We start from the raw sequence: 18478 nt of genomic DNA, 5'->3' as shown, positions 1-18478 counted from the left end.
TGTGTTAATGCGAGGCAAAAAGCATGGGGAAACAATGACGTATTATTATTTATTGGAGGGCAGGGGATTATGACCTTATGGCTTAATGCTGGCATCATCTTCACCCTATTGGCAATAATAGTTATTTTATTTAAGTGGGGAAATGTACGCTGCGTAGGTGTTACACCTGTAAGAACCTTTACCTTTATAGCTATTTTATTTACCTCTGGCCTAGATGTTGGCTTGATTATGTTTCCCCTTACTGAGTTTGCTGGTTATGCAGATTTAAAGAGCAACCCAGAATATAGCTTTGCTAATCCACTGGCCATTGAATTTGCCTATTGGGGGTTTCTCATCTGGGGATTTTATTTTGTAACCTGCTTCTATTTTTGTGTCGTAGAACCTAAGGTCAAGTTTTTCGACATTCCATGGGTGAAATTAATCAATAATGTGGTCATTATTGGTACCTGTGCCTTTACTGCCTTCCTGTTGCTCTCCAATTTACCCTGGTATTTACCTGCCATTGGTGATGGCGAGTCTCTTGTTCCTAGCTTCTATTTAATTGTATTTGCAGCCATATGTTTTGCTGTGTATTCAAGCACCGACATTAAATATGTACGTTTTTTAAGTATCTCTACCACCTGGTTATTTATCGGATTAATCGGCTTTATGTGGCTTGGCGCCTTCATGGGCAGCGACAGTCAGTTATCAGCATTTACCGATAATTTAGCGCTGATAGGTAACTACTTTGGCAATATTGATGACTTTGTTTTGCCGCTCAATGCCTACCATGAATTTTATTTATTTTGGTGGTTTGCATGGAGCATTATGATAGGTCAGTTTACGTCACGTTTTGTGGGGGGCTTAAGAACCTACCAGTTGTTGGGGGCTATGTTGATTTTCCCTTCAATTCCCATTGCAGTTTGGTTTAGCGTACTTTACCAATACCATGAAGCTGGTATTCCCACTGCGGGCTTGAAAAATTTTGCTATGGCCTTTGTGGGTATAGTATTTGTGATCAATTCACTCGACTCATTGATCCGTTTGTACACAGATAACTTAAATATGACAGTTAAACGTTTTGGCAAATTTAATTATATTGCGTTAAATGTTGTTGCACTGGCACTCTTAACTCTGTTGTTTAAACTGGAATTTTTAGAAATTCAGTGGGTAGGCGCATTAGTGATTGGGTTATTCTTTGCTTGTGCCATATTTATTGCATACAGCAAATTTAAAACGGTACGCAATATAGATAGTTCCCCTGTAGACAATAAAATTGACTATACAAAAATTGAATCGGCTAGCTAAAACATTGCTAATCTGAGCAATTATTTAAAACTGCTTTTGCCGCTGGTACTTTTGTTTCCAGTGGCTATTTACTTTGTTCAGGTCTTTGGTTTTGGCACTTAAAGATACTATTTGTAAATTTATGAGCAAGCAGCCTATTCCTAATTCGCCACCTCTCTGTGGTCAGAAACGCACAGGGGCACAGCCCCTGGTTTAACAAACATGTTGCAATCAAGCCCTTTGGTCTTTTAGCTTTTTAAGCTGCTGAATACGTATGTAAGCGCTGTTATACATCTCGCTAAACCCTTAGCATATGAACACTAATAAAAGCTAAAAAACAACTACTAAAAGCAGGGTTAAATGAGCCAATCCAAAACGTTACTGCAATTACCTTTTACAATCATGGCAATGTTTTTGGCGAGTTGTGGTAGTGGAGGGGGTAACAGTGGCAGTACTAATCCTGCTCCAGTATCAGAAAATAACGCGCCTACTATAAGTCGTTTTTCAAACGATAATAGTGCTGCAAATCCTCTCGAAGTGACGTTTTCGTGGACTGTCTCCGACCCTGACAGTGATGCTTTGTCTTGTGTATTAAGTCTTGGAAATGGACTACAAGATGTCTCAATATCAGATTGTATAACAACTAACTCAACAGTTGTGAGTTATACCCTTGCTGGCGTGGTTGAAGCTAATCTAACTGTCACCGATCCAAGTCATACCTCTACAAGTCAGAGTCTTTCCTTAACTTTAGAAAATGGCAATAGTGGCTTACCGCAACCTATTGTGATGGCGAGTGATAATGAATTAGTCATCTTTTATAATCGCCCAGATGGAAATTATCAAAATTGGGTTTTACATCTATGGAATAACCAGAGCTGTGACGCCTATGCGGATTTTGCATCTGATGGCGGCACTGAATGGACAGTAGGACAAGCACAAAGTGGGGTGGATTCAAACTACGGCGCTTATTGGGTTTTACCTTTAAAAGCTGACCACAGTGAATGTGCTAATTTTATTGTGCATAAAGGCGATGAAAAGGATATTGGTGATGCCGATCATCAAGCCGATTTAACTGGCAATAGAATGATATGGGCCTTATCAGGCATAGCTGAACTATATGCTGAAGCCTTGTTATTTCCTTCCGGAGTTCTAATTGCCGACACAGCGGCTCACTGGGTAGACACTCAAACAGTATTTTGGGACGTAAATGGCAGTGCCGTGGCGAAAATTCGTATTTACAGCTCTGCAATAGATGACTTAGGTTTCGACGGAGAAACTGGGATTACGGGCAACAATTTTATTGAATTTACACCGCAATCCTCTGGCACTCATCCGGCAACTAGCCTTGGTTTGCCAAGGTATCAGAACCTAGATGCCTATACAGCAGACACGTCTCCAACAGTTGATGTGAAACAAATGCTGACCGGTAAATTATTGGCCATTGCTTATGATAGTAGTGATGCAGTTATAGCGGCGACTTACGTACAAACACCTCGTGTATTAGATGCCATTTATACGGCAGGATCTGACGATGCAAATGAAGCCTTGTTAGGGCTGAATTATTCTGCAAACTCAATTCAATCTAACGTTTGGGCGCCAACAGCCCAACAAGTCAAAATTAATATTTATGATGTGAATAAAACCTTGCAATCCAGCCAGTCAATGACCCTAGATAATAACACCGGAATTTGGTCAATTGACTTAGATAGCAGTGTGGATAGACAATATTATCGATTTGAGCTGACGGTTTACCATCATATTAATCAACGTTTTGAGACCATAGAAAGTACCGACCCGTATTCAGTCTCTCTGTCTACAAACGGCAGTTATTCGCAGTTTGTGAATTTAGACGATGACAATCTAAAACCACAGAATTGGGATACCCATGTTTCCCCAAGTATTGTTGATCCAGAAGATGCGGTTATTTACGAAGGGCATATCCGCGATTTTAGTATCAGAGACGAAAGCACAAGTGCTGCCAACCGCGGTAAATATTTAGCTTTTACCGAACAAGACTCTTTGCCCGTTAGTCATCTTAAATCTCTTGCCGATGCCGGTTTAACCCACTTTCAATTGTTACCGGCGAATGATATTGCCACTATAGGTGAAGACTTAAGTAATAGAGTGAATATTACAGATACAGTCGCGGACTTATGTGCACTTAATAGTAGCGCACCTGTTTGTGGCGTTGAGGATGGCACCGCGACCTTATTATCAGTATTCGAAAGTTATGATCCTAGTACCTCAGATGCGCAAGCCCTAGCAAATGCCATGGGCGGTTTAGATAGTTTTAACTGGGGATACGATCCTAAACATTATTCCACACCAGAAGGCAGTTATGCCTCTGACCCAGACGGAACTGCAAGAATTCTAGAAATGCGCGCCATGATCCAAAGCTTGCATGAAATGGGCTTACGGGTGTCGCTAGACGTGGTGTATAACCACACAAGTTCATCTGGGGTGTTTGATAACTCGGTATTAGACAAAGTGGTGCCCGGTTATTATCACAGAAGAAACCTCACCACTGGCAACGTGTTGCAGGATACTTGCTGTGAAGATACCGCGCCTGAACACCAAATGATGGACAAACTCATGGTGGACTCCCTTGCGCTGTGGACACAGGCTTACAAGTTTGACGCATTTCGTTTCGATATCATGAGTAACAACTCTACCGATTCTATTCTCAACGCTAGAGACGCCGTGCAAGCTTTAGACTCAGATAACTATTTTTACGGAGAAGGTTGGACCCGTAACAACAATGGTTATACCCAAGCCAATCAAAACAATATGGCGGGTAGCGAAGTCGGTACCTTCAACGACCGTCCACGAGATATTATTCGTAGCGCCTCTTTGTTTAGTGATTCGGGCAGTCTGGACGATCAGGACATTATACGCTTGGGGTTAGCGGGCACCTTAGCCGATTATTCCATGCAAGATAAAAGTGGTAATGTGAAATTAGGCAGTGCCTATTCGGCTAAACCGGCTTATGGGAAAGATCCTGCAGACATTATTAATTATGTGTCGAAACACGATAACGAAACCTTATGGGATCAGCTGCAATATGGGTTGTCCAGTGACCTGTCTGTTGACGACAGAGTACGGGCGCAAAATATCGCTGGTACTATTCCCTTTATTAGCCAAGGCATACCTTTCTTTCAACTGGGCGGCGACTTGATCCGTTCAAAATCCATGGATCGCAATACCTACGATGCGGGCGATTGGTACAATTGGGTTGATTTCACTAAAACCTCCAATAACTGGAACATTGGTTTACCACTGGCCCAAGACAACCAAGGACAGTGGAATACTATTGGCAATTTGGCGTCCAATATTGACACCCAGGTTAGTATGAGCCACATAGCACTTTCTGCAGCGGTATTTAATGAAATTGTAGCTATTCGCCAATCAAGCAAATTGTTTAGACTGACTGAAACCCAAGATGTGATTGACCGTCTAGGTTTTCACAATACAGGGGTGAGTCAAACTCAAGGTTTGATTGTGATGAGCCTTGATGACGGTGCTGGCTTAGAAGACTTGGATGGTAATGTCGATGCAATAGTGGTGGTGATAAATGGTACCTCTAGCGAGCAGTCACATAACATACTAACGGCTAGTGGTTTTGAGCTGCACAGCGTACAACAAAGCTCTGCAGATAGTGTGGTACAAACTGCCAGTTTTGTTGAAGGCGCAAATAGCGGAACCTTTACTGTGCCAGCGCTTACCACTGCTGTGTTTGTTAAACCGCAAGTTGGGACCCAAGGTACGGGTCTAGCGGCAGATGTGACTGTCAATCAAGCTGATGTTGCGCCATTTGGAGACACCACTGTTTACCTGCGTGGTTCTATGAATAATTTTGGTGATGATGGTTTAACTACAGCAGATAGTTTTTCTTATGTTGGCAATGGCGTCTATAACCTTGATTACCTATTAGACTCAGGTACGCAAAACTTAAAAATTGCGTCTGATGATTATGCTTTGGTTAATTTAGGTTTTAGCGATGTGTTAATTAATTCTAACTCAGTCACTGCAAGTGCAGATGCTGACGGCAATATCAGTTTTACTGTCAGTGCTCAAGGTAACTATAATTTTCAACTAGATGCCTCCCAAGATACGCCTGTGTTGACTATCGATAGTGTATCCCCAACTGTTAACTGTTCAGCCCTAGAGGATTCAGCACAAGACATTCCCTTTAACATTACTGGTGGCGGACAACTCTACGTACGTGGCAGTCATTCGGGATGGGGCCCTGATGAAACTTACCGTTTGCATTACAAGGGTAATAATACCTATCAAGCGGTAGCCGAATTTAGCGGTGATTTTCAGTTTAAATTAGCCTCCGACGATGGCAGTTGGACTACACAATTATGGGCACAAACTGAAGATGGCAACATAATCTCTGAAAATTTAACTGTGGGGATCAGTTATCCCGTTGCCTTCAATGATGCAGGGGAAACCAATAATCAAATCAGCTTAACGACAGGAACCTATAGCTTTTTATTAACCTTAAACGAATCTAATCCTAGTAAAGGTAGCAATGTTGGCTCTTTAAATATTCAGCAATGTTTGCCTTAATTTAAGGAAGCCAGTACGCGCTTGATTTGCATTCTGGTGTTTTTCCCAATTTTTACCATCTACTTGCAACCCTTGTTGCGTCTGAAATGCCTTAACCTGCTTTCGGCTATTGCTACCCCAAATTCTATCTACAGAGTGTTGGGTGCCTAGAATTTGATTTAGGGCAGATTGGATAAAGCGGATCTCTGCGGGATTGACCATTTCAATTTGATATTTGACAACTTGTTGATTTAAATGCCTCAATATTCGTAATATTTGGTAAGTGTCAAAATTAGGTAGGGAAGTTGATTTTAGCTGATGGCACCTTATTCACCACCAGCTAATTATACGGATTGGTATTAGATTACAGTTCACCGGCACCGTTGCTGGCTTTACAGATATAAATATCTTCTTTAATACCGGTTTGGGTCTGGTATTGCTGTGCAAGCAGTTGTTTTGCGCCATCTACCAAGTTATGGGGCATCACGGCAACTACGCAACCTCCAAAACCGCCGCCAGTCATCCTGACACCACCATTTTCACCTAAGTAGGACGACAGTAATTCGACGATAAAATCTATGGGTGCAACAGTAATTTCAAAGTCATCTCGCATGGATTGATGTGACTCAGCCATTAAACGAGATAGGGTACTGATGTCATTATTACGTAATGCATCGGCCGCCAATAAGGTGCGTTCACTGTCAGATACCACATGGTGAGCGCGGCGATAAACTAGTTCTGATAATTGCGCTTTTTGACGCTCTAAGTCAGTTAAACTAATATCGCGCAGGGCTTTTATACCTAAAACCTGCGCCGCTTCTTCACACTGCAAACGGCGAGTATTGTATTCACTGTCGACTAAACCACGCTTAACGTTAGAGTTGATGATCATCACCGACAGTGATTCTGGCATGGAAATTAGTTGCGTATCTAGTGAGCGACAATCCAATAATAATGCATGATGTTGGGCACCGCAGGCACTGACCATCTGATCCATAATACCGCAGTTGCAACCTACAAATTGATTCTCTGCCGCTTGACCATTTAAGGCAACCTCAGATTTACTCATAGGTAATTGATACAACTGTCTAAAGGTTTCACCTATCACCACTTCTAAGGACGCCGATGAACTTAAGCCAGCACCTTGAGGCACGTTACCAGTAATGGCTAGATCAGCCCCGCCAATTGTCATACCTTGTAGTTGTAGGTGCTTAATGACACCTCGCACATAATTACTCCACTGTTGTGATGGGTGGGACTGAATAGCACTTGTTAGGCTAAATTCATCTTGCTGGTTTTCGTAGTCAAGGGCTACCACGCGCACTATTTGATCTTCGCGAGGAGAAACTGCCACCAAAGTTTGATAATCAATGGCACAGGGTAAAACAAAACCATCATTGTAGTCTGTATGTTCACCTATAAGGTTGACGCGGCCCGGTGCTTGAAAGTGGCGGCTAGGTGCTTCACCAAAACTGTCAGTGAAAACTGCATCGAGTGTCTTAATTCTTGATTCTAATTCCTTAGCCATGATGTCTAGTTTCCTAAAGTTTCGTTGTAATGCATGTGACTGACTTGCTGCAGTTTTTCTGCGGCTTGTTCGGGTGTTAAATCACGTTGTGGCTCTGCCATCATTTCATAACCCACCATAAATTTACGCACTGAAGAAGACCGTAACAGTGGCGGATAAAAATGTGCGTGTACTTGCCAATGATCGGTGTCAGTTAGGTTATTCGGTGCCCAATGCCAACCCATAGAGTAGGGGAATGAACACTGAAACAAGTTGTCATAACGGCTAGTTAATTCTTTAATCGCTATCGCTAAGTCTGCGCTTTGTTCTTTGCTGAGATCCACTAAACGAGCACATTTGAATTTGGGCATTAATAGTGTTTCAAAAGGCCAAGCGGCCCAATAGGGCACTACTGCCAACCAATGTTCAGTTTCTACCACAGTACGACTGCCGTCGGCAGATTCTTTGTGGGCGTAGTCTAATAACAATGAGCTTTGATGTTTATCGAAATAACGTTTTTGATTTAACTCGGCTTTTGCCACCTCATTAGGAATGAAGTCATTGGCCCAAATTTGCCCATGTGGGTGAGGGTTGGAGCAACCCATAGCGGCCCCTTTATTTTCAAATACTTGCACCCAAACATAGTCTTTTGATAATTCTGCGACTTGTTGTTGCCAAGTGTCGATGATCCCTGCAATGGCACTGACAGGTAGTTCAGGCAAGGTCAGGTTATGTGCCTCTGAAAAACAAATAACGCGACTGGTTCCGCGAGCAGCTTCAAGAGTAAATAAGTCATCATTGCTCAGCTCTGATTCGGGAGTGTCTTGCATTAAGGCAGCAAAATCATTAGTAAACACAAAGGTACCAGTGTAATCAGGATTCACTTCACCATTGATCCGTGTATTCCCAGAACACAAATAACAATCTGCATCATGGGCATCATTTTGATTCACTTGGGGTTTTTCTACTTGCCCCTGCCAAGGGCGTTTAGCACGATGGGGTGAAACCAAAACCCAATCACCGGTAAGTGGATTACGACGACGATGGGAATGGTCTGTAGGATCAAAATACATAACAATTTAGCCTTATTAACTTTATATTAACTTAAGGGTACACGTTTTCCCTTTTTAATGCCAAGAATTTTTGAAATGTGACTAATATTGATTTTTAACAAGTTGTAATATAGCGTGTACAGTATCTGTAGAGTATTCCCTAAGATGGGTAAACGTTAAACATGACAACCTTAAAAGACATTGCTAAGGCTGCTGGTGTGTCTCATGCCACTGTTTCAAGAGTGGTCAATAATGGCCCTAAAGTAGGCCCAGTTCTACGTGCAAAAATTAATAAACTAATCAAAGAAATGGGGTATAGACCTAATGCTAATGCTCGAGCTTTAGTGACCCAAAAAAGCACCACTATTGGTGTAGTGATCCCCGATGTTGCCGACCCCTTTTTTGCTACACTTGCTAACGGTATCGACAAGATATCTAGGCAATTAAATATGCAGATGCTTATCAGTACAGGTAAATTAAGTGCTGAATCTGAGCGAGAGGCTATCAATTTATTGCTTGAAAGGCGCTGCGAAACCATCGTTATTCATAGCAAAATGATAGGGGATGAAGAACTCATAGAATTGTTTAATGCACACCCACATTTTGTTTTAATTGATCGCTATATTGCTGAAATTGAAGACAAATGTGTATGGTTGGACAACCAAGAAGGTGGCAAAATTGCCGCTAGGCACTTGTTGTCTTTAAAGCACCAGCAACTTGCCTGTATTACCAGTAGTTATGACATTGAAGATCCCAAGTTACGTTTGCGTGGTTTTGTCGAAGAGTTAGGTAAAGCGAATATCACCCTAGACAGTCAAAGACTGGTGCGGGCAGAACCGACCCTACAAGGAGGTGAAATCGCCACGCAAAAATTACTGGCTTCAGGTCAAGCTTTTAGTGCAATTTTTGTTTATAACGATGCCATGGCCATAGGTGCTATTTCAACACTAGAAGACAATGGATATTCTGTACCTAATGATGTGTCAATTATTGGTTTTGATGATGTTTTACTGGCGCGTTATTCCAGACCTAAACTCACCACACTTCAATATCCCATCGACCTTATGGCGCAAAATGCAGCGCAACTAGCATTACGCATTCATCAAGAACCAACAATGTCATCAGATAAGCTAAAATTTATACCGCAACTGATTAAACGAGAATCCACTTCTCGCTATTTAAAATAAGCTAACACACATTATTCCATCCAAAGTGGATCTCGCAAAACCAAGTAGTTGGAATAAAGGTTGTTAAGGAGGAGTAGGGTAATACAAATTAAGGAAGTTAATTTTCTCTTATGAACATTAAGTTTGAGTTAATCGACTTTAGCATTGAGATAGTTTTTTATTTAGATACTCAGCTTTTAACACTTTTAATGCCTTTGTGCTTATTTAGAGATCCTCATCTTGATTTTGTTGTTTAATTTTTCTGATCCTGTCGAGTATGGAAAGGAAGACCCTAAACAATTTGGGATCAAGATGGTTTTGAGTCATGTCCTCCATTATGGTTAGCGCTTCAGCTTCTGGAATGGCTTTTTTATATACTCTTTTGTGCACCAGTGCATCGTATACATCAACGATAGCCACTATTCTTGCGGCTTCTGGAATTTCTTCACCTTTTAAACCCTCGGGATAGCCGGAACCATCCCATTTTTCATGATGATAGTAAGCAATACTGGATGCGATATCGAGCATAGGGATCCCACTTCCCGCTAACATTTCACCACCAATTCGCGAGTGATCTTTCATTATTTCGAATTCGGCTTCCGTCAAGCGACCTGGTTTTTGTAATATATTGTCAGGAATACCAATCTTTCCAATGTCATGCATGGGGGCAGCGAGTTTTATGTCTTCTATTTGAGATAAAGGCCAGCCGAGTTCCATCGCCATCTCAGCCGAATATAAACCGATTCTGCGGATGTGTGCACCCGTTTCTTCATCCCTTTTAACTGCGGCGGAGATTAATCTAATAGCGATTTCTTCTTCTCTATCACGGATTTGTTGGGTTCTGCGGTGTACTTCTAATTCCAATTTTTCCTGGGTTAGCAGGTTCTCGCGCATCAGTTGTTGTTTTTCTTGGATAGAGTGGTGATCTTTGTCGTTAAAGCTAAGCAATAGTAGTTTGTTGTTGTCTACTAATATGGCTGTTGCTTCTAAATGCCAATCGGCGTCATCTGGCCCCTCTTCGACCCATAGCCCTGAGTTCAAGTGACCTTGCTGTTTGCGTTGCCAGTGGTCTTGCGCATCGAAGATAAAATGTTGTAGAAAAGCAGGCAATTCTTCTTGTGTAAGTTGGCTGCCCTTGTTGATGCTGGGGTAAAAATGTTTAAGCCAAATGGGTGGATCAGTTATACAGCTGAATAGCTCGTTGTTAGTTGTCGCAAATACAGCAAAATTAAGATCTGCATAGAGTTTTTCCAGAATTCCAGCTGACATGAATGTTTATTCCTCGATTCCTAACATCTTCCGTGACAAGGTAGAAAATAACGCTTCAACATTGTCTCCTGACTTGGCACTGGTTTTTATAATCGTAAGATTTTTGTCTATGTTGTCAATCGATTCTGGGGTAATGAGCCATTGGTCCTCGATATCAGCTTTATTTATGGCCAGTACCGCAGGTATATTTCCAAGTACATTTTGGGCTAATTGATGAATGGATAATGCAATATCCAATGTTTTTTCCCTAGTACCATCTGCCACCAGGATATAACCGGCCGCGCCCCGTAAGTAATTGGTATTGATTTCTGTGTAGTCGTCTTCACCTTCGAGATCCCATATCATTAAATTGATATCCTGATTTGAGATCGACAAGGCCTTTTTATTGATTTTCACACCTATAGTTGTTAGATATTTATCGCTAAAAATACTTTCAACAAAGCGTTTTATCAAACTGGTTTTTCCGACGGCAAAGGCCCCCAGTAAGCAAATCTTTTTTTGTATCACTGTATTTTATTCCTCAAGAAACCACTTAGATTTCAAATTAGTCAGTGTTTTCAAATGGATCGTTTATCCTAACAGTCAGTTGCCATAGTATGATTTTTCTTGGCTTCTCTCTAGGAAATTTTTTACCTTTAGATTAACTTTTTAGTAAAATAGTTTCGGATATCGGTGATTTTGTCAATTAGTTAAAAGTGTGAAGGCTTCATGTTAATGTCTAGCCGCGACTATAAAACACAATCGCAAGAAGATAATTATAATTTCTCATACTCTGCTTTTTAAAAAAATACCCAAAGGCTAAGGAGTGTGCTTCCTTTAAATGCTCAATCTATATTAGCGGCTATGTTTAGGAAGTCTTACAAGTCGTAATAATCTGCTAATAGCATGAGTAACTATGTATGTCTGCTTGTATTGGAGTAGACTTTATTTCCCTTATTAATTTGAATTGATAGTGATGATTAAAATTAGAATAATCAATTGGTTAAATTTAAACCTTGGATTGATGGCGATGCTGTGTTTTAGCGTAAATGGGGCTGCACTTAATCTGCAAATCGACACAGATAAAGGCAAGATCGCAGGCCTTTATGAGCAAAGTACTCAGGTATATCAGTTTAAGGGGGTACCTTTTGCCAAGCCGCCAGTAGGAGATTTACGCTGGAAACCACCAGTGGCAATGGATCCTTGGCAAGGTGTGAAGTCAACTAAAGAATTTGCCTCTCGGCCCATACAACTGCCTATATTTGGGGACATGAATTTTCGGTCACCTAGCACCAGTGAAGACAGTTTATACCTGAATATTTGGAGCGCTAATTTAGCTCCTGAAACCCCACAACCAGTATTGGTGTATTTTCATGGTGGAGGCTTTATTGCCGGTGACGGTTCAGAGCCTCGTTACGACGGCACCAGCATGGCGCAAAATGGTATTGTGACTGTGACTGTTAATTATCGTTTGGGCATTTTTGGATTTCTGGCTCATCCAGAACTCAGTGCTGAGTCGAGTTATAGGGGCTCTGGTAATTATGCGTTTTTAGATCAGGTTGCGGCATTACTATGGGTGAAAAATAACATTGCTAGTTTTGGCGGCGATCCACAGCGCATTATCATAGCTGGTGAGTCTGCAGGCTCAATGTCAGTCAGTGCCTTGATGATTTCGCCGCTAAGTAAAGAGTTGATTGCCGGCGTGATTGGTGAAAGTGGCTCTGTTGTAGGGAGTAATCTATCCACTAAATCATTAAAGTCGGCTGAACAAAACGGAGTAGAGGTTTTATCTAAGTTAGGCATAAACTCCATTGCTGAGTTACGAAAACTGAGTGGCACCGAATTACTTGAAAGAACGTCAAAACAAAACCTTATTTGGTATAGACCGAATATCGACAATCATTTTTTCCCAGTCGCTCCTCTTACCTTATTGCAACAAGGGCATATGGCTAAAGTGCCTATGTTAGCTGGTGTAAACTCAGAAGAGGGCAGCTTTAAGCAAATTTTAGGAGACAAAGCCGCTACGCTTGAAAATTACCACAACGCAGTAAAACAACTATACCCAGAGCATTTTCAGCAGGTTTTAGCCTTGTATCCAGCCAGCGATATTCAATCGGTTATGGATGCTGCTCAAGACTTAGCCAGTGATCGCTTTTTAAGTTACAGCACTTGGGTATGGGCAGAGTATGTGCAACGTCATAGCGGCAAGGATGTGTTTTATTATTTGTATACTCACCCAAGACCACCTATGACCTCGGATTTTGATGACATGGAGCCTGCATTAGCAGGGGGATTAGTCGAGAAAACCAAAGATACGCCCATCAAGCCTAGCAGCCGTGGTGCGGTGCATTCAGCAGAAATTGAATATGTAATGGGTAACTTGGCAAGTAATAAAGTGTTTGCGTGGACTGCAGACGACTACGCCATTTCTGATAATTTTCAACGGTATTTTATTGCTTTTATCAAGACGGGCAATCCCAATAGGGCTGAATTACCCACTTGGCCTAAATTTGCAGACAATAAACGTATTGTAATTGATAAAAATATTAGCGAAGAGGCGATGTCATTACTGCGAAAACGTTATGAATTAATGGCTAAAATTAACGGCTTTGAGCTTTGAGCAAATAAAGTAGTGTCCTTTTTAAAATAATTCAAAGAACTGAGGTAATAGAGAGCAGGACTCTCTATTACCTTCTATTTTTGTTACTCAGTAATCATCTCGTCTTGGGGTGATTCACATGTGCTTGTATCCTGTGATTCAAAGGCTTGTTTATCACGTACATTTTTTTGCACAGTGACTGCGGCAAATATACTTAATACATAAGCCATGGCGTAAAAGCCTTTTTCACTCAATAATAACTCGGCATTGAACAACCCTATGGCTAACAGGGCAATAGATATGCCTGCTGATGCCCAAGATATGCTGTGATAAATCTTCGATGTGGCGATACCCTCTGCTTTATCACGAATGGTTTTTTGTAATGACACCATAGAGAATAAACCGTATAAAATAATACATAAATAATAGCCTTTTTCATTTAGCGCCATTTCAGCATTGAATAGGCCTAATCCATAGGCACCTGCACCAATGATTAACGCGGCAATAGAAGCTAAAGTGTAAGACTTGGTGGGGGCTTGAGTATTCATAATCGTTTTCCTTTTCGGTCATTTGGTTAAGTCGTTGAACTGACGCTACAATAAACATTAGCTAATTAAAAATAAACCATGGTGCGATTTGTAGCGGTTATTGCTACGAAAGGTATATTAATTATATACCTTAGGTTAGGGCGAGGGTAATATTTTCATTTTATGGAAAATGACGTTTTGTGTTGCCTTTATTCAACGTTTGCGGCATCAATATATTCTTCATCGTTATTTAATTCACGATCAACCGTAACCCCAAAAGATGTTTGATGTTCATAGTGGTAAAGAAAGAGTAGCAATCCACTTTTTCTATCAAAAATAAATAGAGGTGATGATTTTCTTAGTTTTATAACCATTGAAACTCAAAATCTATTTGAGGTTGGTTCAACACTAAATTAACTCGTGTTCTTCTGTAAAAAATAATGTCGAACTTTCCAAATCCACAAACTTTTTTTCGTCTGCAAGAAATTCCATTCTATGCTTTTTCATCATTGGAGAATTTAACCCTTGAAGATAGTCATCTTCTGACTCCCACCAAATTTCTGCTATGCCATCATATCCATTAGACATACCTCTAATATTACGCATTTTGGTATTTAATTGAGTATCGATAGTATGACTTTGTACGTATTTTTTAGCTCTATAATCTTTAGCTACCTTTAAAAAGTGTGGGCCATGAGTATTCAACCAATAATCTTTAAACGCTTCGCTAGAGAGGTTTGGATGTTTATTGATGCACATTACCATTTTAATCATATTTGAATCCTTTATAAATTATTGCTGCTGTTTCACTTATGCACTAGTGCTGTAATTAGGGAGAATCAAAGCCGAAATTAGTCATTTCGCTTGTCGCATCGCCTCACTAATAATATTACATATTATAGCAATATTATATATTGAGTAATTAAAGTTTATCTTTTCTACTGTTTGTCATTATCGTAAATCGTTGCTTATGTCTTGATTAATCTTGATTGTCTACTCTTCATTTTTTGGCGGGTAAAGGCTTTTGTACTAAGGGTTTAGGAGTTTCTACCTGGTTTGTACTCTTTTATTTTGGCTGGAAAAATACAGTGTTAAGAGAGAAGGAGTTGAGTAATATATTATTCTGTATATTACATATATAGATATTAATATTTATATGTGTAATTATTATTTGGTGTTGATGAGTGAACATACAAACCCTAGAAAAGGATAATAATGTGAAAAGTAGCCAGTCAAATTCATTTTTCAGGAGAGTAGGCGTGACAATTGTCGGGGTCAATATCTCTTCAGGAGTCTCTGCCGCTGTAGACGAAGTAGATAAAACCAGTGCAGATGGTATAGAAGTGGTGGTTGTTACTGCCTTAAAGCGCTCGCAATCCATTGGCGATGTGCCAGCTTCAATTTCGTCCATTGGCGGGCAGGACCTGAAGGACAAAGGCATAGCTGAAATGAGTGATCTTCAGTTTATCGTGCCGAGTTTACATTTTGGCGGCTTTCTGGGCTCACAAAATATATCGATTCGTGGGATCGGCGAATTTAATGGAGAGCCGGGCGTTGCAGTCAGTCTTGACGGCATATATCAAGCCAAGGCAACATCGGCGCAACTCTCTCAACTTGATATCGAACGTATTGAAGTGCTACGTGGTCCACAAGGCACTCTCTATGGCCGAAACTCCAACGGCGGGGCGGTTAACTTCGTATCCGCTGCGCCAACATCAGAACCTGAAAGTTACTTAAAGTTGGGTTACGCAGACTTCGATGAAATGTCAGTGGAAGGTGTATACAGCGGACCAATTACTGATACCACCGCAATTAGGATTGCCGCTAACTATAGGAACATAGGCGAGGGCTGGGTTGAAAATCAAACTGCTGGAGGCGGCGATCTTATGGAGGGCAGTTTCACTAATTTCCGTATTAGGCTGGTTTCTGAACTGACGGATTCCCTCAGTGTTGATCTTATGTATGCACGCAGTGAGATAGACGGGCGCTTGGATCATTATGCTTGGATAACCGACAATCGTGAAATAATTGCATTTCAAGGCGGTGTGCCACAGCTGGCCGATGCGCAGGTCACGACTGAGCCCTGGAAGGTCAATACTGACTTTGATGGTGACGCAACTCGTACATTTGATCTATACGGACTCACCGCCGATTGGGATTTGTCCTTCGCTACCCTGCGTTCAATCACGTCCTACCAGGAGTTTCAAAACGGCAAAGTTGACGATCGGGATTCGACCGATTTGTCCATCTTCTTAGCAGATGAATACGATGAAACACAGTCTCTTTCTCAAGAATTTAACCTCAGCGGTAACGCTGAGTCTGTTGACTGGCTTGTAGGGCTTTTCTATGCCGACGACGAAAACCAGCGCAATTCATACTTTGGCTTCCCGCAACCGGTTTTAGGTTTTCCAGCGCCAGCAGTATTGGAAAATATACGGCCTACTTACGATTCTACTTCCACTGCTGTATTCGTGGATGCTACTTGGAATATTACAGATAAAACCAGAATCAGTGGCGGTGTTCGTCGTACAGAGGATGAACTAGTTGACGCGCATACCAGTGAAATTTTCATTTATGTACCCGATAAACTCAGCGTAGGCGTGGCTTGTGATCAGCAGGAAAATCTCGACTGGTCAGCAACAACTTATAGAGCATCCGTTCAACATGACACATCAGATAACAGTAACATTTATGCGAATTACTCCGAAGGTTATAAAGCCGGTGGTGTCGTTCCATCTGAGTGCAGCGAACCCTATAACCCCGAATTTGTCGATGCTTTTGAAATAGGCTACAAAGGCAGTTTTGCGGGTGGTCGATCGAGCCTAAGTGCTGCACTTTTTTACTATGACTACACTGATTTTCAAGTCGCTCAGATTATTGGTTTAGCCAGCGCTACGGTTAACGCAGGCGATGCTGAGGTGACAGGAGCCGAGTTCGAGATGTCTACCGCTTTAAGTCAAAGTTGGCACCTCAACGGTTCTGTTACCTTGCTTGATACAGAGTATGGTGACTTTATCAATACCGATGGTATGCAGCCTCAGTTGGGCGCGCAGCAGTTGAAGGGGAATCGCTTAAATGGCTCTCCAAAAACCAGTGTAAACTTTGGCTTGGCTTATAATACCGCACTTTCTGTTGGTGGTTCGCTAACTTTACGGGGTGATGTAGCTTATCGTTCTAGAACTTACTTCCGCGAATTTAATGACAAAGACGACTCTCAGGAAGCCTATGCAGTGGTAAACCTCAATGCTGTCTGGGAAAGCGACGATTCACTATGGGGTGGCCGCCTGTTTGCCAAGAATCTCACGAATGAAGACTACGTTGTGGGGCTTGTGGGTTCGTCTGCCAATGGTGGGCGGATGGGTAGCTGGGGCGCTCCTCGCCAAGTGGGTGTGGAGCTAACTTACTGGTGGGCAAAATGAAACAAGATATCAAAGTTATAGTAAGTGATTCGCAACCCAATTCGAATCTTCCAGGGCGCTTAGGCAATCCTGATTTACAGCTGCGTAACGACCCTCGTGCCGAGCCTCGCCTAATTGAAGTGCTAGCAGCGTTCGGTATGGACGTGCAGCCTGAACCCGCTCCAGTTACAGCTGAGTCGACGTACCAGGACTGTCTTGCCTATTTCAAAGAGGTGGAGATAGGTTACGAAGCATTATATACACCGCTGCATCATGGTCTGCCGGATCTTGGTAATGTTCGGTCCACTGAGATTATTACAGGTGTCGATGGCAATGAGATTGCTCTTTACATCCATCGCCCATCAAAGGTCGAAAAAGACCTTCCCTGTGTTGTACATCTGCACGGTGGTGGCATGGTATTTTTAAAGGCGGCGGATGTGAATTATGTACGCTGGCGCGATGAGCTTTCAGTCAACGATATGGTGGTTATTGGCGTCGAGTTCCGCAACGGCGGCGGCGCACTTGGCAATCATCCCTATCCCGCAGGGCTCAACGACTGTGCCAGTGCAATTCGCTGGGTACATGCAAACAAGAAGGAATTGGGTGTTTCTCATATTGTTGTTTCCGGAGAATCGGGTGGCGGAAATCTCAGTTTGGCTGTGGCGCTGAAGGCGAAAAAAGAAGGTTGGCTTTCGGAAATTTCCGGGGTCTACGCCATGTGTCCTTACATCTCTGGGATGTATGCTAATCCGCCTTCCGATTTGGTCTCTATGCGAGAAAATGACGGTTACACCATTAACCTCTCGATGATGGGCGCTCTTGCTAAAGCCTACGACCCAGAGGGGGAAAACCATGAAAACCCGCTTGCCTGGCCTTATCACGCGAAACTCGATGTATTGGACGGGTTGCCACCACATACCATTTCCGTAAACGAGCTTGATCCCTTGCGAGACGAAGGTCTCGCGTATCATCACAAGCTTTTGGCCGCAGGTGTCTCTTCTGTCACTCGCACGGTCAAGGGTACTTGCCATGGGAGTGATTGCGTATCGCCAGCGGTGATGCCAGATGTGTATGCGGCTACAGTGGGCGATATTACCAAATTTACCCGATCTCTCGTTTAGTAGTTACGACGGATAACCAATCAATATTTTCCACTATCGACAG

13 protein-coding genes are annotated in these 18478 nt (G+C 42.0%); 6 read left to right on the top strand and 7 right to left on the bottom strand.

Going from position 1 to position 18478, the window contains the following annotated elements; translation table 11 throughout:
• The first annotated feature begins 69 nt into the window (after positions 1 to 69).
• Both AAC000_RS16760 and AAC000_RS16755 read left to right on the top strand, forming a co-directional pair.
• Positions 70 to 1287: a BCCT family transporter gene (locus AAC000_RS16760; protein ID WP_339724241.1), complete on the top strand. Its 1218-nt coding sequence runs from the start codon at positions 70 to 72 to the stop codon at positions 1285 to 1287.
• 339 nt (positions 1288 to 1626) lie between these two features.
• Positions 1627 to 5838 carry an alpha-1,6-glucosidase domain-containing protein gene (locus AAC000_RS16755; RefSeq protein ID WP_339724240.1) on the top strand — a complete coding sequence of 1404 codons (4212 nt, stop codon included), beginning with the start codon at positions 1627 to 1629 and terminating at the stop codon, positions 5836 to 5838.
• Here AAC000_RS16755 and AAC000_RS16750 read toward each other — a convergent pair.
• The 3 genes from AAC000_RS16750 to AAC000_RS16740 all read right to left on the bottom strand — a co-directional run bounded on the left by AAC000_RS16750 (position 5812) and on the right by AAC000_RS16740 (position 8397).
• Positions 5812 to 6081: a peptidoglycan-binding domain-containing protein gene (locus AAC000_RS16750; RefSeq protein WP_339724238.1), complete on the bottom strand. Its 270-nt coding sequence runs from the start codon at positions 6079 to 6081 to the stop codon at positions 5812 to 5814. The two genes, AAC000_RS16755 and AAC000_RS16750, sit on opposite strands and share 27 nt — an antisense overlap.
• 100 nt (positions 6082 to 6181) lie before the next feature.
• Positions 6182 to 7345, bottom strand: coding sequence for a galactokinase (galK, locus tag AAC000_RS16745; RefSeq protein ID WP_339724236.1), 1164 nt, complete (start codon positions 7343 to 7345; stop codon positions 6182 to 6184).
• 5 nt (positions 7346 to 7350) lie between these two features.
• On the bottom strand, positions 7351 to 8397 hold the full coding sequence (locus tag AAC000_RS16740; protein WP_339724234.1) for a UDP-glucose--hexose-1-phosphate uridylyltransferase: 1047 nt from the start codon (positions 8395 to 8397) through the stop codon (positions 7351 to 7353).
• Positions 8398 to 8558: 161 nt separating this feature from the next.
• On the opposite strand from AAC000_RS16740, the gene AAC000_RS16735 reads away from it, so the two are divergent.
• Positions 8559 to 9563, top strand: coding sequence for a LacI family DNA-binding transcriptional regulator (locus AAC000_RS16735; RefSeq protein WP_339724232.1), 1005 nt, complete (start codon positions 8559 to 8561; stop codon positions 9561 to 9563).
• Between the two features lie 204 nt (positions 9564 to 9767).
• Here AAC000_RS16735 and AAC000_RS16730 read toward each other — a convergent pair whose 3' ends face one another.
• Together AAC000_RS16730 and AAC000_RS16725 are read right to left on the bottom strand one after the other, a co-directional pair.
• Complete coding sequence (locus tag AAC000_RS16730; RefSeq protein ID WP_339724231.1) at positions 9768 to 10811, bottom strand: HD domain-containing phosphohydrolase; 1044 nt, start codon at positions 10809 to 10811, stop codon at positions 9768 to 9770.
• Between the two features lie 6 nt (positions 10812 to 10817).
• Positions 10818 to 11318: a Rab family GTPase gene (locus AAC000_RS16725; protein ID WP_339724229.1), complete on the bottom strand. Its 501-nt coding sequence runs from the start codon at positions 11316 to 11318 to the stop codon at positions 10818 to 10820.
• Between the two features lie 448 nt (positions 11319 to 11766).
• On the opposite strand from AAC000_RS16725, the gene AAC000_RS16720 reads away from it, so the two are divergent.
• On the top strand, positions 11767 to 13410 hold the full coding sequence (locus AAC000_RS16720; RefSeq protein ID WP_339724227.1) for a carboxylesterase family protein: 1644 nt from the start codon (positions 11767 to 11769) through the stop codon (positions 13408 to 13410).
• An 83-nt stretch (positions 13411 to 13493) separates the two neighbouring features.
• On the opposite strand, the gene yiaA is transcribed toward AAC000_RS16720, so the two are convergent.
• Together yiaA and AAC000_RS16710 are read right to left on the bottom strand one after the other, a co-directional pair.
• Positions 13494 to 13937 (bottom strand): inner membrane protein YiaA, encoded by a 444-nt coding sequence (yiaA, locus tag AAC000_RS16715; RefSeq protein ID WP_339724225.1) that lies wholly within the window; start codon positions 13935 to 13937, stop codon positions 13494 to 13496.
• 387 nt (positions 13938 to 14324) lie between these two features.
• Entirely contained in the window at positions 14325 to 14690 is a 366-nt protein-coding gene (locus tag AAC000_RS16710; RefSeq protein WP_339724223.1) for an EthD domain-containing protein, read from the bottom strand.
• Between the two features lie 410 nt (positions 14691 to 15100).
• Here AAC000_RS16710 and AAC000_RS16705 point away from each other — a divergent pair, with 410 nt between their 5' ends.
• Together AAC000_RS16705 and AAC000_RS16700 are read left to right on the top strand one after the other, a co-directional pair.
• Positions 15101 to 17335, top strand: coding sequence for a TonB-dependent receptor (locus tag AAC000_RS16705; RefSeq protein ID WP_339724222.1), 2235 nt, complete (start codon positions 15101 to 15103; stop codon positions 17333 to 17335).
• Positions 17332 to 18435 (top strand): alpha/beta hydrolase fold domain-containing protein, encoded by a 1104-nt coding sequence (locus AAC000_RS16700; RefSeq protein WP_339724221.1) that lies wholly within the window; start codon positions 17332 to 17334, stop codon positions 18433 to 18435. The genes AAC000_RS16705 and AAC000_RS16700 overlap by 4 nt, the downstream gene beginning before the upstream one ends.
• Positions 18436 to 18478 lie beyond the last annotated feature (43 nt).

Source organism: uncultured Paraglaciecola sp., assembly GCF_963977085.1.
Lineage (GTDB): Bacteria > Pseudomonadota > Gammaproteobacteria > Enterobacterales > Alteromonadaceae > Paraglaciecola.
Note: the sequence above shows the minus strand (reverse complement) of the source record. Positions and strands in the feature narration are given on the sequence as shown.